This window comes from Maribacter forsetii DSM 18668 (assembly GCF_000744105.1).
GTDB classification, from domain to species: domain Bacteria; phylum Bacteroidota; class Bacteroidia; order Flavobacteriales; family Flavobacteriaceae; genus Maribacter; species Maribacter forsetii.
The window spans coordinates 1,038,458-1,060,078 of record NZ_JQLH01000001.1; the positions used below are offsets into that span (position 1 = coordinate 1,038,458).

General features: G+C 35.3%; 24 protein-coding genes. 12 read left to right on the top strand and 12 right to left on the bottom strand.

The window, feature by feature from the left end:
- Positions 1-6 precede the first annotated feature (6 nt).
- The 4 genes from P177_RS04385 to P177_RS04400 form a co-directional block, all read right to left on the bottom strand.
- Entirely contained in the window at positions 7-873 is an 867-nt protein-coding gene (locus P177_RS04385) for a lysophospholipid acyltransferase family protein (protein WP_036152204.1), read from the bottom strand.
- Positions 874-986: 113 nt separating this feature from the next.
- Entirely contained in the window at positions 987-2,420 is a 1,434-nt protein-coding gene (locus tag P177_RS04390) for an SDR family oxidoreductase (protein WP_036152205.1), read from the bottom strand.
- Complete coding sequence (locus P177_RS04395) at positions 2,420-2,932, bottom strand: DUF1648 domain-containing protein (RefSeq protein ID WP_036152206.1); 513 nt, start codon at positions 2,930-2,932, stop codon at positions 2,420-2,422. The genes P177_RS04390 and P177_RS04395 overlap by 1 nt, the downstream gene beginning before the upstream one ends.
- Before the next feature lies 1 nt (position 2,933).
- On the bottom strand, positions 2,934-3,359 hold the full coding sequence (locus P177_RS04400) for a hypothetical protein (protein ID WP_036152209.1): 426 nt from the start codon (positions 3,357-3,359) through the stop codon (positions 2,934-2,936).
- Positions 3,360-3,475: 116 nt separating this feature from the next.
- Between P177_RS04400 and argS the strand changes: the two genes are divergently transcribed.
- The 3 genes from argS (at position 3,476) to P177_RS04415 (ending at position 8,343) form a co-directional block, all read left to right on the top strand.
- Positions 3,476-5,587, top strand: coding sequence for an arginine--tRNA ligase (argS, locus tag P177_RS04405; RefSeq protein ID WP_036152211.1), 2,112 nt, complete (start codon positions 3,476-3,478; stop codon positions 5,585-5,587).
- 487 nt (positions 5,588-6,074) lie between these two features.
- The gene (ffh, locus tag P177_RS04410) at positions 6,075-7,412 is read left to right on the top strand and encodes a signal recognition particle protein (RefSeq protein WP_036152213.1); all 1,338 of its coding nucleotides are present in this window, start codon (positions 6,075-6,077) and stop codon (positions 7,410-7,412) included.
- Positions 7,413-7,458: 46 nt separating this feature from the next.
- A complete protein-coding gene (locus tag P177_RS04415; RefSeq protein ID WP_036152216.1) occupies positions 7,459-8,343 on the top strand; it encodes a bifunctional 5,10-methylenetetrahydrofolate dehydrogenase/5,10-methenyltetrahydrofolate cyclohydrolase in 885 nt (294 codons plus the stop codon).
- 51 nt (positions 8,344-8,394) lie between these two features.
- Here the strand turns inward: P177_RS04415 and P177_RS20005 are convergent, their stop codons facing one another.
- Positions 8,395-8,541 (bottom strand): hypothetical protein, encoded by a 147-nt coding sequence (locus P177_RS20005; RefSeq protein ID WP_157486446.1) that lies wholly within the window; start codon positions 8,539-8,541, stop codon positions 8,395-8,397.
- Positions 8,542-8,656: 115 nt separating this feature from the next.
- Here P177_RS20005 and P177_RS04420 point away from each other — a divergent pair, with 115 nt between their 5' ends.
- Both P177_RS04420 and P177_RS04425 read left to right on the top strand, forming a co-directional pair.
- Positions 8,657-10,390: an alpha/beta hydrolase-fold protein gene (locus P177_RS04420; protein ID WP_036152218.1), complete on the top strand. Its 1,734-nt coding sequence runs from the start codon at positions 8,657-8,659 to the stop codon at positions 10,388-10,390.
- 140 nt (positions 10,391-10,530) lie between these two features.
- Positions 10,531-11,502: an aldo/keto reductase gene (locus tag P177_RS04425; RefSeq protein ID WP_036152220.1), complete on the top strand. Its 972-nt coding sequence runs from the start codon at positions 10,531-10,533 to the stop codon at positions 11,500-11,502.
- A gap of 87 nt (positions 11,503-11,589) precedes the next feature.
- Here P177_RS04425 and P177_RS04430 read toward each other — a convergent pair whose 3' ends face one another.
- From P177_RS04430 to P177_RS04450, 5 genes are all read right to left on the bottom strand, one after another.
- A complete protein-coding gene (locus tag P177_RS04430) occupies positions 11,590-12,015 on the bottom strand; it encodes a VOC family protein (protein WP_036152222.1) in 426 nt (141 codons plus the stop codon).
- A 2-nt stretch (positions 12,016-12,017) separates the two neighbouring features.
- Positions 12,018-12,269 (bottom strand): DUF7218 family protein, encoded by a 252-nt coding sequence (locus P177_RS04435; RefSeq protein ID WP_036152224.1) that lies wholly within the window; start codon positions 12,267-12,269, stop codon positions 12,018-12,020.
- 57 nt (positions 12,270-12,326) lie between these two features.
- The gene (locus P177_RS04440) at positions 12,327-13,166 is read right to left on the bottom strand and encodes an alpha/beta fold hydrolase (RefSeq protein WP_051941709.1); all 840 of its coding nucleotides are present in this window, start codon (positions 13,164-13,166) and stop codon (positions 12,327-12,329) included.
- A gap of 68 nt (positions 13,167-13,234) precedes the next feature.
- Entirely contained in the window at positions 13,235-13,792 is a 558-nt protein-coding gene (locus P177_RS04445; protein ID WP_036152225.1) for a hypothetical protein, read from the bottom strand.
- Between the two features lie 3 nt (positions 13,793-13,795).
- On the bottom strand, positions 13,796-15,301 hold the full coding sequence (locus P177_RS04450; protein WP_036152226.1) for a helicase HerA-like domain-containing protein: 1,506 nt from the start codon (positions 15,299-15,301) through the stop codon (positions 13,796-13,798).
- Between the two features lie 171 nt (positions 15,302-15,472).
- Between P177_RS04450 and P177_RS04455 the strand changes: the two genes are divergently transcribed.
- On the top strand, positions 15,473-16,105 hold the full coding sequence (locus tag P177_RS04455) for a 7-carboxy-7-deazaguanine synthase QueE (protein WP_036152228.1): 633 nt from the start codon (positions 15,473-15,475) through the stop codon (positions 16,103-16,105).
- A 5-nt stretch (positions 16,106-16,110) separates the two neighbouring features.
- On the opposite strand, the gene P177_RS04460 is transcribed toward P177_RS04455, so the two are convergent.
- Complete coding sequence (locus P177_RS04460; protein ID WP_036152229.1) at positions 16,111-17,022, bottom strand: hypothetical protein; 912 nt, start codon at positions 17,020-17,022, stop codon at positions 16,111-16,113.
- 45 nt (positions 17,023-17,067) lie between these two features.
- Positions 17,068-17,781: a class I SAM-dependent methyltransferase gene (locus P177_RS04465; RefSeq protein ID WP_036152232.1), complete on the bottom strand. Its 714-nt coding sequence runs from the start codon at positions 17,779-17,781 to the stop codon at positions 17,068-17,070.
- A gap of 75 nt (positions 17,782-17,856) precedes the next feature.
- Here P177_RS04465 and P177_RS04470 point away from each other — a divergent pair, with 75 nt between their 5' ends.
- From P177_RS04470 to P177_RS04495, 6 genes are all read left to right on the top strand, one after another.
- Entirely contained in the window at positions 17,857-18,348 is a 492-nt protein-coding gene (locus P177_RS04470; protein ID WP_036152233.1) for a YkgJ family cysteine cluster protein, read from the top strand.
- A 129-nt stretch (positions 18,349-18,477) separates the two neighbouring features.
- Positions 18,478-18,723, top strand: a complete 246-nt coding sequence (locus P177_RS04475; RefSeq protein ID WP_036152235.1) for a DUF6364 family protein — start codon at positions 18,478-18,480, stop codon at positions 18,721-18,723.
- Positions 18,720-19,133, top strand: a complete 414-nt coding sequence (locus tag P177_RS04480) for a type II toxin-antitoxin system VapC family toxin (RefSeq protein ID WP_036152237.1) — start codon at positions 18,720-18,722, stop codon at positions 19,131-19,133. Before P177_RS04475 ends, P177_RS04480 begins: the two co-directional genes overlap by 4 nt.
- Before the next feature lie 85 nt (positions 19,134-19,218).
- Entirely contained in the window at positions 19,219-19,938 is a 720-nt protein-coding gene (locus tag P177_RS04485; RefSeq protein ID WP_262493305.1) for a tRNA-uridine aminocarboxypropyltransferase, read from the top strand.
- A gap of 199 nt (positions 19,939-20,137) precedes the next feature.
- Positions 20,138-20,704, top strand: a complete 567-nt coding sequence (locus P177_RS04490) for a hypothetical protein (RefSeq protein WP_036152240.1) — start codon at positions 20,138-20,140, stop codon at positions 20,702-20,704.
- Between the two features lie 156 nt (positions 20,705-20,860).
- Complete coding sequence (locus P177_RS04495; protein ID WP_036152242.1) at positions 20,861-21,565, top strand: endonuclease/exonuclease/phosphatase family protein; 705 nt, start codon at positions 20,861-20,863, stop codon at positions 21,563-21,565.
- The last annotated feature ends 56 nt before the right edge of the window (positions 21,566-21,621 follow it).

The following is a 21,621-nucleotide window of genomic DNA, read 5'->3' on the forward strand; positions in this document are numbered from 1 at the left end:
ATAATTTTAATAGGTAATCCCATCACGCTTCCATCTTTTGTGAGTCCATAAATACAATTCAGGGTATTTTTCAATGACCTTTTCCAACTTATTGGCATATAAATCAATAATGGTCTGTTCATTTAAAGTGGCTGCTTGGTTAACAATGTTCTCGAAGAAAAGTTCATAAGAGCCGCGTTTTATTTTCTTTAGATAAGGAATGAAAATTGCCGAGTCTGTTTTCTTGGCTATTTTGGCAGCACCTGTAAAAAAAGAGGTTTGCTGATTAAAGAAAATGGTTTGTTGCTTACCAGATTTCCCTAACGGACTTTGATCGCCAATTACACAATTCATGGAAACGATGTCGTTATTTTTTAAATGAAGTAAATGGCGGTATCCTTCATTGCTAGGAATACAATGCACATTAAAACGTTCTCGCATCAAGATGAACAAATCGTTGAAGTAGGTATTAGATAATGGTTTGTATAAAGTATTGCAGTTTACATTTAGAAATAGAGGTACTGTAGTAAGCCATTCCCAATTGCCTTGGTGTGCGGTGTACAGCATAATATTTTCATTGTTTTTTAGGTGATTGGTCAATAGGGATAGGTTATTGATTTTAAACCTGTTTTGAATCTCATTTGGTTTAATGGTCAATAGTTTGATTGCCTCAAAGAACATGTCGCAGAAATGCCTGTAAAATTTTTTTGCGATGCTGTTGATTTCTTTTTCTGTCTTATTGGGGAAAGCTACATGTAAGTTTTTGCACACTACTTTTTTTCGGTAACCAAGTACGTAGTACGTTAAAAAAAAGGTGATGTCAGATATGATATATATTGCCCAAAAAGGTAAAATTGATAAAACATAAAATGGGAAGAAACGTAAGTATTTCATCTTTAAAAAATTACGATAGTGATTGGTGCTGCCTAAAAACGCTTACAATACTAGTCGTATAAATGAAATGGATATTACTCTAAAGAATAAAAAAATAACTCTTTAGCTTAAAATTAATCGTGGTCGGTTTTAGCAATATTTCTGATCATGCCACCAAATATAAAATAGTGAAAAGGCACTATGCTATACCAATATAATCTACCGCGTAAACCACGTGGTCTAAATGTTGCGGTTTGATGCAGTACGCTATTATCATCAATTTTGAATTCCAACCATGCTTCGCCAGGTAGCTTCATTTCAGCAAATAATAATAATCTTTTCGCTTTTTTGTCCGCTAGCAATACACGCCAAAAGTCAAGTGAATCGCCGGCAAATATTTTGTCTGGATGTGTTCTGCCTCGTCTTAAACCAACACCACCAGAAAGCTTATCTAAAAAACCCCTGATTTTCCAAAGCCAGTTTCCGTAATACCATCCGGTTTCACCGCCAATACTCCAAATACGTTCCAATACTACTTCTGGGTTGGAAATTTTCAATTGTTTGTAATCTCTCAACACGCCATATTTTGGTACTTGAATATGTTTTTCAAGATTATCAACAAACCTACCGCTGATCATACTATCCTTCCAGCTACTAATCACTAAATTCTGTTCAATTTTTTTAAAGGCTAAATCAATGGCTTCTTTGTAGGTGTGGGGAGTAATACCGAGAATATCTTGTAATCGCGTGTCTTTTGCCACTACTTCGATCTTCATACTGTCCACTAGATTCAACGCTAGTTTATATGAGGTTGAGGTTACAAAATATAACCAGTAAGAAGACAGTTTTGGAGTCATCACAGGTACGGTCCAAATCCAATTTTTAAATCCCCTGACTTCGGCATATTTATGTAACATTTCTTTATAGGTCATTACATTGGGTCCGGCAATATCGAAGGAATCATTATATGTTTTTTCATTTCCTAATACACCTGTTAGAAATGTAATGACATCACGTATGGCAATAGGTTGCGTTTTTGTCAATACCCATTTCGGCGTAATCATAACCGGTAATTTTTCACACAAATCGCGAATGATTTCAAAAGAGGAACTTCCTGATCCTACAATGATACCTGCTCTTAGAACCGTTAACTTGAAGTTACCTTGATATAAAATATCTTCTACATTTTTTCTAGATTGTAGATGTTTAGAAAGATTATTATCATTCACAATACCGCTCAAATAAATTACTTGTTGAATTTGTGTGTTTGCAACATATTTGTTGAAGTTTTCAGCAGTTTTAGCCTCCATTTCGTCAAAATCTTGTGTTGACGAACTCATGGAGTGAATTAGAAAATAAGCGGCATCAATATCTTTGGGGACTACATTTTCTTTTGGTTCTTCTAAAAAGTCAATTTCTATGACATCTATTTGTTGCCTAGTCTCTTTATCTACAGAAAGTCTGGTTTCATCACGTACAGCACAAACTATTTCATGCCCCATTTCTAATAGCTGCGGTAGAATGCGCATACCTATATAACCATTGGCTCCTGTAAGTAGTATTTTCATTATTTGGGTATTTTGAACATTTTAAAAATGTAATAAAGGGGTAGTAGGGTTACGATAGCTACAATAATTATGGATAGACTTGATATTTTAAAACCTAAGTTGATTTCATGAGCTTGTAAAATAGTTTCCATAATAGTTGGAGTGGCTATAATCGATATTAACAAGTTCATGTATATCAGCATTTGCAATGACATTTTATAAATTCTTGGAGCATTGTTTTCTGTTACTTTAACAGGGTAATTCATATTCCATGGCTTTACCTTTTTAATAATTAGAAATAAAAGGGTATAGGTTAATGCCATTATAATAGGAAGAGTCCAAATTGAATCTTTATGACCATAACCATTTACATCTCCCTTGTAATTAAAATGTGCAGGAATGCTATCTGGTAGATCAGTATAAAAAATGCCAATAATTATAAAATTGATTACTATCATGATCCACCCAATAGCAATTTGTCTTTGCTGATTTTTAGTAAGTTTTATATCTATTTTGGGTAAATCTGTGAACATATTATAAATCTTCAATTGAGGTGGGTGCATTGTCAGCTTTGTAGCCTAGTATTTTTTTAAAGAATTTCTGTACCGCTTTGGTGTCAGATTCCACTTTAATAAAATGATAGTCGCGGTAAATTGAATATACAGATGCTTCACCTTTATACATAGAGAGTTTGTAGTAGGGTATTACCAAAGCATAAGATTCTAATAATGACCTAAACCCAACTATGATTCCATCAGGTCTCATTTCTATATTACAGGTATCTCTATTATTATCTAGAATTAGCAGGTTTCTTATCTCAACACTTGTTTCTGTAATAATCAATTTTGGGGAGCCAATACCGCCCATTGCCCATCGTTGTTTTAAGGTAAAAGGCTTGCCGACTGCATCATCTATTTTTCGAGTAGCCTCCTTATTGTTGTAAGATACATTTACAAGCATACGAATTCAATTACATTGTTTTTATTAAAGTTAGCGAAATGCCAAATGAATACAGCATCTGTTTACCTTAAAAGCCTAAAAAATGATTAGTTTTGCAGCCTTAATTAAACGTTTTGGTGAATATTCAAGAGGTACTATCAGATAAAGTAAAAGAAGCGGTTGAATCTATTTTTGACAAAGAATTGCCGAATGTAGAATTTCAACCTACCCGTAAAGATTTTGAGGGCGATATCACTATTGTGGTTTTCCCGATGTTGCGCGTGGTAAAGGGTAATCCGGTTCAAATTGGTGAGCAAATTGGGGCTTATTTAGAAGAGCATGTAGACGCCGTTGCAGGCTTTAATGTTATTAAAGGCTTTTTAAATATTGTTATCAATGATGGTTTCTATTTAGATTTTTTCAATTCAATTTCTTCAGTGGAGAATTTCGGATTTGTAAAGGAGTCTGATGATGCCGTAATGGTAGAATATTCTTCTCCGAATACCAATAAGCCATTGCACTTAGGTCATATTCGTAATAACCTATTAGGATATTCTGTTGCTGAAATTTTAAAGGCATCAGGTAAAAAAGTGTACAAGACCCAGATTATTAATGACCGCGGAATCCATATTTGCAAGAGTATGGTGGCTTGGCAGAAATTTGGAAAAGAAAAAACACCGGAATCTACAGGATTAAAAGGGGATAAGCTAGTTGGTAATTACTATGTGGCTTTTGATAAGGAGTTTAAAAATCAACTTTTATCCTTAGTTATTAGTTTTTCTGAAAAATTAGGAGCTGAAATAAAAACGGGAGAATTCAAATCTTTAAAAGATACTTTAGAGAAAATTCAATCTGATGATAAATATTTTAGTTCATTAGGTTCAGCTATTAAGGATTTCTACGAGTCCAAATTAAATTCCAAAGAAAATTCTGAAGAAATAAAACCTGAGCCATTTAAAGATAATTTACATTATCTGATAACTAAAAAATCTGGCTATGAGTTTTTAGATAAATGTAGAGCAACGTTTTTAAAAATCTTCTCAAATTTATACGGTAAAACAAAATCGGAAGAAGAGTTTTCAGTTAAAGATATAGCAAAGGTAAAAGAGTTGGTGGAAGAGAAGTTCACACCTCATATTCCAATTTTAAAAGAAGCCCAAGAAATGCTTTTGAAATGGGAAGCTGGTGATGCCGAAACAGTAGCACTTTGGAAAACCATGAACGGATGGGTGTATAAAGGTTTTGAGGTTACGTACAAGAATTTAGGAGTCGATTTTGATAACCTATACTATGAAAGTGATACCTATCTTTTAGGTAAAGATGTTGTTGCTGAGGGATTAAAAAAAGGAGTTTTCTTTAAAAAAGAAGATGGTAGCGTTTGGATCGACTTGACCGAAGACGGATTAGATGAGAAAATTGTTCTTCGTTCAGATGGTACTGCGGTTTATATGACCCAAGATATTGGTACTGCTATACAACGTGTAAAAGACCACCCAGATGTAAATGGTATGGTGTACACTGTTGGTAACGAACAAGATTATCACTTTAAAGTATTATTCTTAATACTACAAAAACTCGGATTTTCTTGGTCGAATAAATTACACCACCTAAGTTACGGGATGGTAGATTTGCCTAGTGGAAAAATGAAAAGTAGAGAAGGTACTGTTGTTGATGCCGATGATCTTATGGCTGATATGACGCAAACTGCTGCAAATATTTCAGAGGAGTTAGGTAAGCTTGACGATTATAATGAAGAAGAAAAGCAATCGCTTTATAAAATGATTGGTTTAGGAGCTTTAAAATATTACATATTAAAAGTAGACCCTAAAAAACGAATTTTGTTTGACCCAGAAGAGTCGGTAGATTTTCAAGGGAACACTGGTCCCTTTATTCAATATACCTACGCACGTATTCAGTCTATATTAAGAAAGGCAGAAAGCATGGGTATCGATATTTCTAAAGATGCCAAGGTTACGGAACTTCATAGCAAAGAAAAGGAGTTGATCAAACAACTTCAACTATTTCCAGATATCATTCAATTAGCTGCAGATAATTACAGTCCGGCTTTGATTGCAAATTATACGTATGACTTGGTTAAAGAGTTTAATTCGTTTTATCAGCAGGTATCTATTTTAGGTGAAGCAGATGATGCTAAAAAGGCATTACGTGTTCAATTATCTAAAAAAGTGGCAAATGTTATACAAGATGCCTTTGGTTTATTAGGTGTTTCTGTTCCAGAACGCATGTAGTTTATATAAGATCTTTCTTAATTATTTACTATTCATATGCCATGTGTATTCATGGCTATCTTTCATTGTACACTTTAGGCAAGCACCTATTGCTGCGTAATTATATTGCGTTTTGTCGTATACTTTTAATCTTAAAGTCTAAGAACACTTATTACTCGTTTATATGATCAGAATTTCTTGAAAGTAATTTTGTTGCTAATGCCAAAATGGTATTCATCAGAAGCAGTTATGGAAAAGAATTTTGCAAGATATTTTAGAAAAAACATCTAAAAGTATTTCATCAACAGTAATGAGTTGGGCCTCGTTGATGGTATTGCTAGATGTTTTTGTGAGGAGGTTTATGAAAATAGAATTCCTTTTTTGCCCCACAAGCAACTTTAGAGCATCCATTTATAGTGGATGCTCTTTTGTTTTGTTTATTTTCTGGCACTTGCTACGAATTTTACATTGATATTATTAAATTTGTAACCCCTTAAAAAAGAAAAGAATGTTCGATAATTTAAGCGATAAGCTAGACAAGGCATTACATGTACTAAAAGGACATGGTCAGATTACAGAAATTAATGTTGCAGAGACTACCAAAGAAGTACGCCGAGCCTTATTGGATGCGGATGTTAACTTTAAAATAGCCAAAGAATTTACCAATAGGGTAAAAGAAAAGGCGTTGGGGCAAGATGTATTGACCACCTTACAACCTGGTCAGTTAATGGTCAAGATTGTAAAAGATGAACTTACCCAATTAATGGGTGGTGAGTCAGAAGGTATTAATCTGTCCGGGAATCCATCGGTTATCTTAATGTCTGGTTTGCAAGGATCTGGTAAAACAACCTTTTCTGGGAAACTTGCTAATTTCCTAAAAACAAAAAAATCTAAAAAGCCGTTATTGGTTGCTTGTGATGTATATCGTCCGGCGGCAATTGATCAGTTGCACGTTGTTGGTGAGCAGATAGATGTGCCTGTATATTCAGATAGGGAAAATACAGATCCAGTAGCTATTGCACAAGCAGGTATTGCAAAGGCAAAGGCAGAAGGGCATAATGTGGTTATTATTGATACCGCTGGTCGTTTGGCTGTAGATGAGAAAATGATGGCGGAGATATCTGACATTCATAAAGCTATACAACCTCAAGAGACTTTGTTCGTGGTAGATTCTATGACCGGTCAAGATGCTGTGAATACAGCAAAAGCTTTCAACGATATCTTGAATTTTGATGGTGTTATCTTAACCAAGTTAGATGGTGATACCCGTGGTGGTGCAGCTATTTCTATTAAATCTGTGGTAGATAAGCCAATTAAGTTCATTGGTACTGGAGAGAAGATGGAAGCTATTGATATTTTCTACCCATCACGTATGGCAGATCGTATCTTGGGTATGGGTGATGTGATATCACTTGTAGAAAGGGCTCAAGAACAGTTTGATGAAGAGGAGGCTAGAAAGATCCAAAAGAAGATTGCCAAGAATAAATTCGGATTCGATGATTTTCTGAGCCAAATTCAGCAAATCAAGAAGATGGGTAATATGAAAGACCTTATGGGGATGATTCCTGGAGCGGGAAAAGCCTTAAAAGGTTTGGATATTGATGATGATGCTTTCAAGCATATAGAAGCTATTATATATTCTATGACTCCAGAAGAACGTTCTACACCATCTAAATTAAATGCAAGTAGAAAAAAGCGTATTGCAAAAGGTTCTGGAAGAGAAGTTCAAGAAATCAATCAGCTTTTAAAGCAGTTTGATCAAATGAGCAAGATGATGAAAATGATGCAAGGCGGTGGCGGTAAGAAGATGATGCAGATGATGGGCGCCATGAAAGGAATGAAATAAATACCGAAATACACAACCTAACAACACAACTTAAAGAGAAGCGGATATGGAATTATTGGATGGTAAAAAAGTATCCAACGAAATTAAAGAGGAAATCAAGGCTGAGGTAGCCAAGATGAAAGAACGAGGTGAAAAAGTACCACATTTAGCAGCAATTATTGTTGGTAGCGATGGGGCTAGTTTAACCTACGTAGGTAGTAAAGTTCGTTCTTGCGAGCGTATTGGTTTTGAATCTACCTTAATACAAATGCCAAGTACTACTTCTGAGCAAGAATTATTGAACAAGATCAAAGAATTGAACGTTGATGATGATATTGATGGTTTTATTGTTCAATTACCATTACCTGAGCAGATAGATACCCAAAAAGTAATTATGGCGGTAGATCCAGATAAGGATGTAGACGGATTCCACCCTACAAACTTTGGTAAAATGGCTTTGGATATGAGTACGTTCATACCTGCTACGCCGTTCGGTATTCTTGAATTATTAGAACGCTATAAGGTAGATACAAAAGGTAAACATACCGTAGTTATTGGTCGTAGTCATATTGTAGGTAGACCAATGAGTATTTTAATGGGTAGAAAAGGATGGCCAGGTAACTCTACCGTAACCCTTACCCATAGTCATACAAAAAACATTACACAGATTATCTCACAGGCAGATATTGTAATTTCAGCATTAGGAGTTCCTAAATTCTTAAAGGCGGAAATGGTTAAAGACGATGCCGTTGTAATTGATGTGGGTATTACTAGAGTACCAGATGAAACTAAAGAAAAAGGATATTATATCACGGGTGATGTTGACTTTGAAAATGTCAGTAAAAAAGCATCGTACATTACTCCCGTTCCTGGTGGGGTTGGTCCTATGACCATTGCAATGCTATTGAAAAATACATTGTTGGCTCGTGAGAGACATAGAAGTAGAAACTAATTTCTATAGAAATTTATAAATGAGCCTTGCAATAGTATTGTAAGGCTTTTTTTATGCCGGTAATTTCTTTATAGTTATTCCGGTTTCCGTAGTATCGTTTGGTACTAGAATGTCTATGTCATTACTGTCATCATAATCACAACTTGCTAGTACGGTTGTTGAAATTGCTATTAATAAGGTGTATAGTAGTTTTTTCATAATAATGGATTTATGCAATCAAATAAATGGGACATGTATATAAAACGGTGAAATGTTCGTCTTGGTATTTGATGTGAATTGAGAATGCTGTACCTTTTGTGAAACATTTATCCTTATGAGAAAAATTCTTTTGATACTAGTGGTCGTTGCTTTTGTAATAGGATGTACGGAACCTCCTAAATTAGAGCATAAATTTTCAATAAAGGTTAGTTATTCAGCTGAGGTAGATTCCTTGGCTAAAGATGGTCGTTTGCTGCTTATGCTTTCTACAGATGATAGTAATGAACCTCGGTTTCAGATCAATGACGGACTCAATACGCAACTAATATTCGGTGTTAATGTGGAGAACTGGGCTAAGGATTCAGTCATAACTTTTGATGAGACAGTTTTTGGTTATCCATACGAAAGCTTAAAAGATGTTCCGCCCGGGGAGTATAATGTACAAGCACTTTTGAATGTTTATGAAACTTTTAATTTGTCTACCGGTCATACGGTAAAGCTACCTATGGATAATGGCGAGGGACAGCAATGGAATAAATCACCAGGCAATTTATATAGTAAACCATTTAAAATAAGAGTTGCAGGCAACGGATTTGAAAATGTGTCGGTGGATTTAGATCAGGTGATTGCACCAATTGAAGAACCAGAAGATACCAAGTGGATTAAGCATGTAAAAGTGAAGTCAGAAAAGCTTTCTGAGTTTTGGGGACGTGATATTTTCTTAGGAGCGCATGTATTGCTGCCAAAAGGATTTGAAGAACATCCGGAAGCGAAGTATCCGCTGATGGTTTTTCACGGTCATTTTCCTTCAGATTTTGGCGGATTCAGAACTACGCCTCCAGATCCTAATATGAAACCAGAATATTCTGAACGATTTAGTTTAGAAGGCTATAATATAATTCAACAACAAGAAGCTTATGATTTTTATAAACGTTGGAACGAGCCAGATTTTCCAAGATTCATAGTGCTGCAGATTCAACATCCAACCCCATATTATGATGATTCTTATGCGGTGAATTCTGCAAGTCAAGGTCCATATGGCGATGCTATTACCTATGAATTGATTCCTGAAATAGAAAAACAATTCAGAGGAATGGGCGAGGGGTGGTCTCGTTTTCTATATGGTGGTTCAACCGGTGGTTGGGAAGCTTTGGCAGTTCAGGTAAAATACCCAGATGAGTACAATGGTTGCTTTGCGGCATGCCCAGATCCTATAGATTTTAGAGCATATACCTTAACGAATATCTATGAAGATGAAAATGCCTACTTCTATAAGAGCGCACATAAAACATTAGAGGTGCCATCGCATCGTAATTACCTCGGTCAAATTCAATCTACCCTAAAACAAGGAAATCACTTAGAATTAGTATTGGGAGATAAATCTAGATCAGGTCAACAATGGGATATTTGGGAAGCTACTTATTCGCCACAAGCCGAAGATGGGTACCCAGAGAGAATTTGGGATAAAAAGACTGGCGATATTGACCACGAGGTTGCTGAATACTGGAAAGAGAATTTCGATTTAAGACATATTCTTGAACGCGACTGGGATAAGTTAGGTGATCATCTAAAAGGTAAAATTCATATCTATTGTGGAGATATGGATAACTACTACCTCAACAATGCTGTATACCTAATGGAAGATTTCTTGGAGAGTACTACAGATCCTTATTATGAGGGAGAGGTGAAATATGGAGATAGAGACGAACATTGTTGGAACGGAGATCCAGACCAACCAAACGCTATTACTCGTTTAAGATATAATACCATGTATGTACCAAAGATTATGGAACGTATAGAAAAAAGTGCACCCAAAGGGGCAGATTTAACGAGTTGGAGGTATAGGTAATGTTAATTGTTCACTTAAAATATGAGTGTCACTTCGAGTGAATTTTGAGGCACGAAAAATTAGTATCGAGAAGCATCCTAGTATGCAATAATGCTTGTCAATTGTCAAAATATGCATAATAATTATAGAATAAAGATTTAATGAAATACAGAAGATTCGGAAGAACAGATTGGCAAGTAAGTGAAGTAGGATACGGAATGTGGGGAATGGCTGGTTGGACGGCAAGTGACGATGCCCAATCTGCAAAATCGTTGGACTTGGCAGTTGAAAACGGAGTTAATTTTTTTGATACCGCTTGGGGTTACGGAGAAGGTCATAGTGAGGAGTTGCTTGGGGAGTTGGTAAAGAGACATCCTTCTAAGAAAATATATACAGCAAGTAAAATTCCACCAAAAAACTTCCAATGGCCAGCAAAACCTGAATATGCTTTTGAGGATTCTTATCCTACAGAACATATTATGGAATTCACCCATAAGACTTTAAGGAATCTAGGGCTGGAGCAAATAGATCTTATGCAGTTTCATACCTGGGATGATGTTTGGAGTGGCAGAGAAGAATGGCAACGCGCTATTGAAGATTTAAAGACTTCAGGTAAAGTAGTTGCAATGGGTATTAGTATGAACCGTTGGGAGCCAGAAAATGGAATAAAAGCTCTAAAAACAGGAATGCTAGATGCTGTACAAGTCATTTACAACATATTCGATCAAGCACCAATAGATACCTTATTTCCGCTTTGTAAAGAGCTGGATATTGCAACCATAGCACGTGTACCTTTTGATGAAGGTACATTGACCGGTACAATGACGAAAGAAACAACGTTCCCTGAAGGCGATTGGAGGGGTACTTATTTTGTGCCGGAGAATCTAATTTCTTCGGTAGAACATGCAGATGCTTTACGCCCTTTAATACCTGAAGGTATGACCATGGCAGAGATGGCACTTCGTTTTATACTAATGAACGATAATGTAGGTACTACCATACCGGGTATGCGTAAGCAACGTAATGTATTGGCAAATACCGCTACAAGTGATGGTCATTTATTATCTAATGAACTGTATGAAGAATTAAAAAAGCACCGTTGGGATAGAGTGCCGACTTCTTGGTCGCAGTAATTGTAGTTTAAATAGAAATTAACTTAGTTAAAAACCATCAGTATACATTTTTGTTGATGGTTTTTACATTTAAAGTGTAGAGCCTAATCACTTCGCAAACAACTGTCCCATATCTTTAAAAGCTTTGAATTCTAAAGCATTACCTGCCGGGTCATAGAAAAACATGGTAACTTGTTCGCCAACTTTACCTTCAAAACGCACATAAGGCTCAATGACAAATTTCACGCCTTTGGATTTTAATTCTTCTGAAAAACTTTGAAAGGTATCCCAAGGTAAAACTACTCCGTAATGTGGCACTGGTACATCATGACCATCAACGGGGTTGTGGTGTACACTTTCTGATTCAGATTTAGGTTTGTAATGAATCACTAATTGATGTCCGAATAAGTTGAAATCAACCCAATGGTCGCTACTACGACCTTCTTCGCAATTCAAGATATCTCTATAAAAAGTTCTGCATTCCGCTAAGTTATGAACGGGAATGGCAATGTGAAAAGGTGTTACGTTTTGCATAATCAGTTATTTCTTAAGGCTGAAATTAACTCTTTTTTGCTCATTTTGGAACGTCCGTCAATACCAATTTCTTTAGCTTGGTCATAAAGCTCTTTTTTAGTTCTTTCTTCATAAATGGAAGCTTTACCACCTTTCTTTCCGGCATCCTTAGTATTTGCAATACGTGCAGCTTTTTCTTTACTGTAACCTTTGTCTACTAAAGCTTCATACTGTTCCTCATTTTTTATTTGAGGTATGTTGTTTGATTTTGCCATTTTTATTTTAAAATTAAATAAAAAGTGACTTTTGGGTGTGCTTTATACAATCAGAAATTATCCTTCTAAGAAAGAAACAATCTTTTCGTTTACCCCATCTTGGTGCATAGAATGCCCTAAGCCTTCCGTACTTACCAATTCACTTCCTTTCCAATGCTTATGAACATCTACGGAGGCGTGATAAGGAGCAATCATATCTAACTTGTCATGAAAGAGTAGCCCTTTTTTAGTGTTATTTTCAACAAATTTGGAACTTGAAAATTCTTCTACCGTAAATTTAAATTTGTTGTACACTAAGTTTTTCAATGCTTTTAAAACCTTTTCGTTGAAGCCTAACAGATTTTTGTAATGTGTTAGTATCTCATGAAACTCTGAAGGAGAACCAATGGTAACTATTTTTTCAATGGTTTTGTTTGAGTGTAAAGACTCATTGTATAAAACGGTCATGCCACCCATGGAATGCCCAATAACAGTAGTTGGTCTGTATTTGGTTAATACTTGTTGCACGGTATCGGCATATAACGGTACATGAAGGTTGCCACCTGAGGAATACCCGTGTGCAGGGGCATCAAATGCTATAATATTATAATCTGCATTTTGTAATTTTTCTATAAGTTTATGCCAACGCCAGGTATTGCTTTCCCAGCCGTGCACCAGTAATACGGTATCTTTGCTTCCGGGCCAGTTGTATATTTGAATATTATTTTTATCCATTGATAACACCTCAAATTTAGCATTATCCAAAAACGTCTTTTGATTAGGTAGTACACGACCTTTTCTAACCTTTATAAATACTAGAAAAGCTTTTTTTGCAGCTTTCTTAGGCGAAAACCATACAAGAAAATTAAGATAGTACCCAATTAATTTAGGGATGAGGTTTTGAAGAAATACAGGCACTTGCTAAAATTTAAAAATGTAAAAAGAAAATATTCTTCAGATGATTCACCTGAAATGTTAATGAGAAATCAATCCCAACCTACCATCATGTATTTCACTTTTGCTGCATCTGGTATTTGAACTTCTTCAATATTGCTATTGGCATTATACCTTAGGCTTTCTGGCAATTCTTTTTTGTCTATGGTAAAATAGAGGTCGCTGTCCTTTAGTAACACCACTACGTTGTTAATGGATGTAATGATTTTTTTAATTGGATAGTTTTCTCTAATCTCCTTAAATGTGCTCAGTTTTGAAATACCCTTGTCCGTCTTAAATCTTTCGTCATTGATCAATACATTCTGTATGGTGGCAATGCTATCGTTATTAGGTGTAAGGGTTAAAAGTAAAGCGCCGGCACCTCTTTCAAAGATTCTAATTTTACTAGCTCCACTACCAATTTTAAGTTTCACGGTATCTTGAACCACAGAATCTTTTTCAAAAATCAATTCTACATCACGGGCTAAACTCTCTTTGGATAATTTGCCCACCTTATCACCAGAAATTACAAAATCCGTATTTGTTTCACCCGCACAATTAATAAGAAGTGCGCAACATAAAATCAATAAAAGGGTATATTTTAATCTCATATCTTATCTCATCACTTTTTTCAACACTCCAAGTACGCCTCTAATAAAAGTAGCACTCGTTAATACTTTTATTACCGGATTTTGCCTTGTGCTTGTTCTACTTGATGTTTTTCTAGCAGCCGGTTTATTCTTTTCTTTTTCCGCTAACTTTTCTGCCTTTTCAATCTTTTCGTTCAAGATTTCATAAGCACTTTCTCTATCGATTATCTCACCATATTTTTTAACCAATGAAGAACTATCGATAACTTCTGCCAATTCTTTTTTAGTCAATACATCCATACGGCTCATTGGTGCTCGCAATAAGGTTGCGGCAAGTGGTGTTGGTCTACCTTTTTCATCTAGGGCAGAAATTAAAGCTTCACCAATACCTAAAGATGTAAGTACCTCTTTGGTGTCATAATACGCTGACTCCGGATAGTTTTCTGCGGTCAATTTGATCGCTTTTCTATCTCTAGCGGTAAATGCCCTTAAAGCATGTTGTACTTTTAAACCTAACTGGGATAGTACGTCATTTGGTACATCTGTTGGGTTTTGGGTTACAAAATACAAACCAATACCTTTTGAACGTATCAGTTTAACAATACTTTCTATTTGATCCAACAATGCTTTTGAAGCTTCTTTGAAAATAAGATGCGCCTCATCTATAAAAAGAATCAATTCTGGTTTGTCACTATCTCCCTGTTCTGGGAAGGTATCGTATATTTCTGCCAGAAGACTCAACATAAATGTAGAGAACAACTTTGGTCTGTCTTGAATATCTGTCAATCTTAAAATATTGATATATCCTTTGCCTTCTTCGTTAATACGGGTTAGGTCGTTTACATCAAAAGATTTTTCTCCAAAGAACAGCTCGGCACCTTGCTGTTCCAACTCAATAATTTTTCTAAGTATGGCACCGGTAGAGCTTGTGGAGATCCTACCATATTCTTTGGTAAAATCCGCTTTCCCAGCTCCGGTAGCGTATTGCAGTACTTTTTTGAAATCTTTTAAATCTAGTAATGGCATTTTCTGGTCATCGCAGTATTTGAATACTACAGAGACAATACCGGATTGCGTATCTGAAAGGTCAAGAATACGTGATAATAAAACGGGTCCGAATTCAGAAACCGTAGCTCTCAATTTTACTCCATCTTGCTCTGATAATGAAAGTATTTCAACAGGAAAATTACTTGCTTCAAAAGGGAAGCCGATTTTTTCGTGGCGTTCGTCAATTTTAGCGTGACCGGGACTAGGTTGTGCCAATCCGCTCAAATCTCCTTTTAAATCCATTAGCATTACAGGAATACCCTTGTCAGATAAATTTTCTGCCAATACCTGTAACGTCTTTGTTTTACCTGTACCGGTAGCACCTGCAATAAGTCCGTGTCTGTTTAGAGTCTTCAACGGAATTTTTACAAAAGCATTTTTTACGGCCTCACCATTGAGCATAGCGGCGCCCATATTAATGTAATCGCCTTTTGTTGCATATCCTTTTTCTATATGGTCAAAAAAATCTTCGGTACTGGCCATTATTTATATTTTCGATAAAAATAGGGCATTTTTCAGCAAACCAAAAGACTACACCAGTCTTAAATATCACTACTTTTTAACATTTGATGTGTGAACTGTACGTGTCTGAGTACAGAATTTACAGATGTGCGCTTCTAATAGAATTTGTCAACTAAAACGTATCTTTGCCGAATGAAAAATGCGGAGGTATTGGAGAAAGTGAATAAAGGGGTGTATTTGCCCTTAATGGAAGAGTTCTACACTATACAGGGTGAAGGCTTTCATAAAGGAACTGCGGCTTATTTTATACGTGTTGGTGGATGTGATGTTGGTTGCCATTGGTGCGATGTAAAAGAGAGCTGGAATGCAGAAACGCATCCGCCTACTGCCATCGAACAAATTGTTGATAATGCAGCAAAGTATTCTGATACTATTGTTATTACCGGCGGTGAGCCTTTAATGTGGGATATGAACCCGATCACAAAAGCATTAAAGGATAAAGGTCTAAAAACCCATATAGAAACTTCTGGAGCCTACATGCTTTCTGGCGAATGGGATTGGATCTGTCTATCGCCAAAGAAAAATAAACTTCCTGAAGGTCGTATTTACGACGAAGCTCATGAACTTAAAGTTATTGTGTATAATAAGCATGATTTGATTTTTGCCGAAGAGCAAGCAGCGAAAACCAATGCGAATTGCATTTTATACCTACAGCCAGAATGGAGTGTTAGGGATAAGGTTGTACCAATGATCGTTGATTATGTAATGAACAACCCAAAATGGAAAGTGTCATTGCAGACGCATAAATACTTGAATATTCCTTAAGGTATTTAATTTCTTCCACCGTTTGCGCGAATATCCAATATGCATTCTGCATCTAAAGGAACTGTATTTGTAGTTTTGGCAGTATGCTGTTGTAGTAAACTTAAAACTGTTGATCCAGATAATCTACAGCCAGATTTTATACCGTCCTCATATTGAGCAAGGGAATTTGATAGTAAAGATTTACCAGATGAACCGCCAAATTGTAATTCAGCACGCATAAGACAACCAGCTTGGTTGCAATGGTTATCAGGAACTAATTGTCCGTCTTCATTTTCAGATTCAGACTGGTGATCGTTGACCATTTCGGTCCCTAGGTCAACTAAACCGAATAGGTGTCCAAATTCATGGTTCAAAGTAGTCGTCTCTACATCTGCTTCACTAATAGAAGAACTTAAACTAGCTAAATCTCTTACGGTAGCTTCATGTATCACCATAGAGGTATTCCGGTAAACAGCACCTAGGGTTACCAAACCTCCATCAAGATCGTCACCTTCTGCAGGAGCATCTGCAAAGTAAATATAGATAGCCAATGTGCTTCCGGTATTAAAGGCTGTTCTATTAGAGGTTTCTAAATCTGCAATTTCTTGTAAAGTAAGTTCGTCTTCTGACGGACTGGATAATTCTTTATACACCAGTTCAATATCTTCTTTAAATGTATGTTCTTTTAGGTACTCGGTGAAATCTGCCATAGCAGCTTCAGTTGGTTTAAAACCGGTAACGTATGCTATTTCTATTAAGAGCTTATCAAAATTATCATTAGAGAGAATATCGTTCGCAGAATCTCCGGTAGCCAAAAGATTGGCGCTTTTATCTACCTGAGCAGTAGTGCTGTCATCGTCAGAATTGGAAGAGTTTTTAGAGCAAGAAACGGCAAGTGCCAAAATGCCAACTAGCAGTAAACTTTTGAACTTATTCATAAAATCGTTTTGTACAAATAGGATAACGAAAAAAAAGGGTCGCTATTACTTCATATGTGTCAATCTTGCTAAATAGTCGTAATGTTCGCCTTCCATTACAAGTTCACATGTTAAATTACTATAATTTGCCGCTCTTTGTAAGGTATTATAGTCTACATATAACCAAGGGAAAGATTCACTTTTTTCCTTTTTGTATTCCATTTCAAAGCTTACTTCGCCGTAGTAATTAACGTTATCGGGAATCCAATAACCGCCATCTTCATCATCTTCGAACATGTATATAATGTCGCTGGAATCTAGTAGAATTTGTCCGTCTTCTTTTAAAAGCGATTTCAATTTAGAGAAGAAAGGTTCCAATCCGTCTAGCGTGCCTGCCAAACCGACGCCGTTCATTAAGATTAGAATCGTATCAAATTGCTCTCCTTCATATTTTAAGAGTTCGGAGTGTGTAGTGTTTTTTAATCCGCGAAGTGTACTGACTTCAATTGCGCCTTTAGATGCATCTAGTCCAATGACCTTAAAACTTTTTTCTTGTAAATACAGCCCATGGCTACCGGCACCACAGCCAACATCCAGCACTTTGCCTTTGCATAATTGTAAAGCCTTTTGCTCCAGCTCTGGCATTTCTTTAAAACCCCTGAACATATAGGGTAACGGTAAAACATCATCTTCAAGCAGAGATGAATATGTGGTAATATCTTCGGTATAATTACCGTTCTGATAATCTAAAAGTGCCGTACCTAAAATGTCCTTGTTCAAAATTCTTGTATTTCTAGTTGCAAAAGTCTCAATTTTTGGTGCTACTTCGCTAGTTTTGAAGAATTAATTTCGAACATGGAAGAGGTTTTACGTGAATTGCCACAAAAGGCAAAAGAAAAATATAACGAGAATAAAAAGTTCTTTGTCAAGCTACGGAAGAAGCCGCCAAAGAATCTGGACTATATCATGCAAGAACTTCATGAGGCGGAATTTGAACGAACCGATTGTCTTACCTGTGCTAATTGTTGTAAGACCACAGGACCATTATTTACCAATGCAGATGTGGAGCGTATATCTAAATCGTTTCGAATGAAACCACAGAAATTCATTGAAACTTATTTACGCATTGATGAAGAGAACGATTATGTTTTGCAGCAAACGCCCTGTACTTTTTTAGGAGCCGATAATTATTGTTCTATTTATGATGTTCGCCCAAAGGCATGTCGCGAGTTTCCACATACCGATAGAAAGAAGTTTCAGCAAATAAGTAATCTTACCCTAAAGAATGTAGCTATTTGCCCTGCTGCTTTTAATATTGTGGAGGAAATGAAGAAGTTGATTAAATAAATTGTTGATGGTTTGGGGTTATATAGCAAATAAATATTGATAATAATTAATAGTTAGGCAGAAGAAAAAAACTAGAACAAAACTATCTTTACGTAAAAAATTATTAAATTTGTACGTAATATAAAATTTATGGACAAGAAATTGACATTAAGTTTAGATAAAACAATTATCGAAAGTGCTAAGTATTATGCTAAATCGAATAATATTAGTTTGTCTAAACTTATAGAATCATATTTAATGACACTTACCAAGCAAAAGGATAAATCTATAGAGATAACACCTCTTGTAGAAAGTTTAAGTGGTGTAATTTCTCTAGATAAAGATTTCGATGTTAAAGATGCGTATTCTGACTATTTGATTGATAAATACAAATGAACAGATTGCTAATTGATACCAATATCGTTATTGACCTGCTTTCAAGAAGAGAAAAATTCTATGATGAAGCAGCCGAATTATTTTCTCGTGCTGATAAAAAAGAACTAGAACTTGCTATATCATCGTTAACTTTTGCAAACACCAATTACATTCTGTCTAAACTCAAATCTCCAAAAGATGCGAGACAAATTTTGAGGAAATTTAAGGTGCTTGTTGAGGTTTTAAGTTTAGATGATAAAATAACTGAACTGGCTTTGAGTGATGAAAAATTTCCTGATTTTGAAGACGGACTACAATACTACTCTGCCATTGAAAATCAAATAGATATTATTATCACACGTAATAAAAAAGACTTTAAAAATTCGAATATTCCCGTTCTAACTGCAAAAGAATTTTTGGCTCGAAAATAATACCTTCAGCTATTAACTACTACAATAATTAGGGGTGTAACTTATTTTCATCATAGCAGTTAAAAATATTATAAGAAACTTGCCAGTGCTACTAAAAAATCCAAGAGTACAATGTTACAAATGCATGCGGCCATCCAGCACCTGTATTTGTAAACACATTAGTACTATTAAGACTAAAACACGTTTTATTATACTCATGCATCCAAAAGAGTATAAGAAAGAAAAGAATGGAACTGGGTGTATGACGAATCTTCAGCTTGAAAATTCAGAGATTATAGTTGGTGTCGATTTTAGTAATAATGCGCGTGTAAATGAAATATTGAACGATGAGAAAAGTAGTTCTTTCTTACTCTACCCAGGTAAAAAAAGTTTTAACCTTTCTCAAAGAAATGGTTCTGAAATGCACAATTTTCTAGGTAAAGATGCTAATGTTTTCATTCTCGACGGAACATGGCCTTGCGCCCGTAAAATGCTCAAGCTAAGTATGAATTTACAAAAGTTGAATAGAGTGAGTTTTGATAATAGTATAGCATCCAAATTCATTATCAAGCAGCAACCCGAAGCACTTTGCCTTAGTACTATCGAGTCGGTATATACAGTCTTAAATTTATTGAATAAGGGTGGAGTAGAGCAATGCGATACTACAGATTTTCTACTTCCTTTTGAAAAGATGATCGAACATCAACTCGACTATATGCTGAACCCAAACAATAAAAACTATATTTCAACGGCAAACATAGAAATTGGTCCTAAGACTATGTATAAGACGAATACAGAGAGAAATGTTGTTTTTGAGTTGGAGTAGGTGTAACTAATTATTTTAAAGCTGCTTTTTAAGTGTCTAATCAGGTTCTACTTTGCTCAGAGCAGCTTATGATATAGGGTATTTAGTTTTTTAACAATATGTTGAAAGAGATAGAGTTAATGAATATATAATTTAAAATGTATAGGATTAAATAGAAGCAAGGCTATACAATTATAATTCATTAGATAAATTAAATACTATGACAAACCTTACCATTAATTTAAACGCTAAGTTACAACCCATGCATCGCCATGATTTAGAAGATGTATTGCAAGAAACTTTTGAAAAACTTGATTTTAAAGCAGAAGCTGTGGGTGGTGGTACCTCTCAGCAGGCTAATGGAGAAATTGCATCATGTGATATTGAATTAAATATTTCAGACAGTTCTGATGATAGTATTAATCAAATTATAGGGATTATGGAGGCTATGTTAGCGCCTGTTGGTTCGAAAATTATTATTTATCCGGAGGATGAAAATTTAGAAGCTAAAACTATTCCTTTTGGAAAGCATGAAGGTTTAGGTTTATATCTTAGTAATGAATTGGATGATGATGTTTATAAAAACGGTGATGTAAATTATATTTATCAAGAAATCGAGCGTCTTCTTGGTGATTTTAAAACAGGACAAATTGCTAGTTACTGGGAAGGTGAAGAAACTTCGTTGTACTTATATGGCGAAAGTTTTGACGAAATGCATAGTAGAATTAAACCGTTACTTAATGAGTATCCATTATGTGAAAAATGTCGTGTAGTTAGAATAGCATAAGAGTCAAGAAAATTTAAAATATTAACTCCTAATAATGAGTAGTTTTGAAAAAGATTAGGCAAGAATTATAGGTGATTTAAGTTTTGTCTAGTTCTTAAGTGTGAATTGATTCAATATATTTACATCAGTTGTTTTCTTTAATTAAATAGAAGGGTATTGAAAATCTTAACTTGGAATTGTAATGGTGCTCTGAGAAGGAAATTTGAGCATTTACTTAGTTTTGATGCAGATATCATTGTGGTTCAAGAATGTGAGAATCCTGCGGAGACGACTCATAAAGATTATTGTCAATTTGCGAAAAATTATCTTTGGACAGGAGATAGTAAGAATAAAGGGATAGGGGTTTTTGCTAAAGAGCATATAAAATTAGAAAGACTTAATTGGTCTAATTATTATCAAGACCATCAGGTAAAACGATTTTTACCATGTTCAATAAATGGAGAATTTGAATTATTGGCTGTATGGAATCATAGTAATAAATCTCCCACTTTCGGTTACATAGGTCAACTTTGGAAATATTTACAGATTAATAAATCGCACCTGAATAAATGTTTGATTATTGGCGATTTTAATAGCAATAAGATTTGGGATAAATGGGATAGATGGTGGAACCATTCTAATGTGGTTGAAGAACTTAAAGAAATTGGAGTTGAAAGTTTATATCATAATTCTTTTAATGAGGAGCAAGGTCAGGAGACTCAGCCAACCTTTTATCTTCAACGTAATATAAAAAAACCGTATCATATTGATTATGTTTTTGGAAGTCAAGAATTCGTGACAAATATTAAAACAATGAAAATTGGTACGGTATCCTATTGGCTGAAAATTAGTGATCATCTACCTATAATCTGTGAGTTTTAGTAAATATTTAAGGCTTGTATTTTTAAAACAGGATTCTTAAAAAGTAAATCTCATAG

Bases quoted from the DNA above. Each gene is read 5' to 3' on its own strand.
- P177_RS04385 (WP_036152204.1), bottom strand. From the start codon at position 873: ATGAAATACTTACGTTTCTTCCCATTTTATGTTTTATCAATTTTACCT.
- P177_RS04390 (WP_036152205.1), bottom strand. From the start codon at position 2,420: ATGAAAATACTACTTACAGGAGCCAATGGTTATATAGGTATGCGCATT.
- P177_RS04395 (WP_036152206.1), bottom strand. From the start codon at position 2,932: ATGTTCACAGATTTACCCAAAATAGATATAAAACTTACTAAAAATCAG.
- P177_RS04400 (WP_036152209.1), bottom strand. From the start codon at position 3,359: ATGCTTGTAAATGTATCTTACAACAATAAGGAGGCTACTCGAAAAATA.
- ffh (WP_036152213.1), top strand. From the start codon at position 6,075: ATGTTCGATAATTTAAGCGATAAGCTAGACAAGGCATTACATGTACTA.
- P177_RS04415 (WP_036152216.1), top strand. From the start codon at position 7,459: ATGGAATTATTGGATGGTAAAAAAGTATCCAACGAAATTAAAGAGGAA.
- P177_RS20005 (WP_157486446.1), bottom strand. From the start codon at position 8,541: ATGAAAAAACTACTATACACCTTATTAATAGCAATTTCAACAACCGTA.
- P177_RS04420 (WP_036152218.1), top strand. From the start codon at position 8,657: ATGAGAAAAATTCTTTTGATACTAGTGGTCGTTGCTTTTGTAATAGGA.
- P177_RS04425 (WP_036152220.1), top strand. From the start codon at position 10,531: ATGAAATACAGAAGATTCGGAAGAACAGATTGGCAAGTAAGTGAAGTA.
- P177_RS04430 (WP_036152222.1), bottom strand. From the start codon at position 12,015: ATGCAAAACGTAACACCTTTTCACATTGCCATTCCCGTTCATAACTTA.
- P177_RS04435 (WP_036152224.1), bottom strand. From the start codon at position 12,269: ATGGCAAAATCAAACAACATACCTCAAATAAAAAATGAGGAACAGTAT.
- P177_RS04445 (WP_036152225.1), bottom strand. From the start codon at position 13,792: ATGAGATTAAAATATACCCTTTTATTGATTTTATGTTGCGCACTTCTT.
- P177_RS04450 (WP_036152226.1), bottom strand. From the start codon at position 15,301: ATGGCCAGTACCGAAGATTTTTTTGACCATATAGAAAAAGGATATGCA.
- P177_RS04455 (WP_036152228.1), top strand. From the start codon at position 15,473: ATGAAAAATGCGGAGGTATTGGAGAAAGTGAATAAAGGGGTGTATTTG.
- P177_RS04460 (WP_036152229.1), bottom strand. From the start codon at position 17,022: ATGAATAAGTTCAAAAGTTTACTGCTAGTTGGCATTTTGGCACTTGCC.
- P177_RS04470 (WP_036152233.1), top strand. From the start codon at position 17,857: ATGGAAGAGGTTTTACGTGAATTGCCACAAAAGGCAAAAGAAAAATAT.
- P177_RS04475 (WP_036152235.1), top strand. From the start codon at position 18,478: ATGGACAAGAAATTGACATTAAGTTTAGATAAAACAATTATCGAAAGT.
- P177_RS04480 (WP_036152237.1), top strand. From the start codon at position 18,720: ATGAACAGATTGCTAATTGATACCAATATCGTTATTGACCTGCTTTCA.
- P177_RS04490 (WP_036152240.1), top strand. From the start codon at position 20,138: ATGACAAACCTTACCATTAATTTAAACGCTAAGTTACAACCCATGCAT.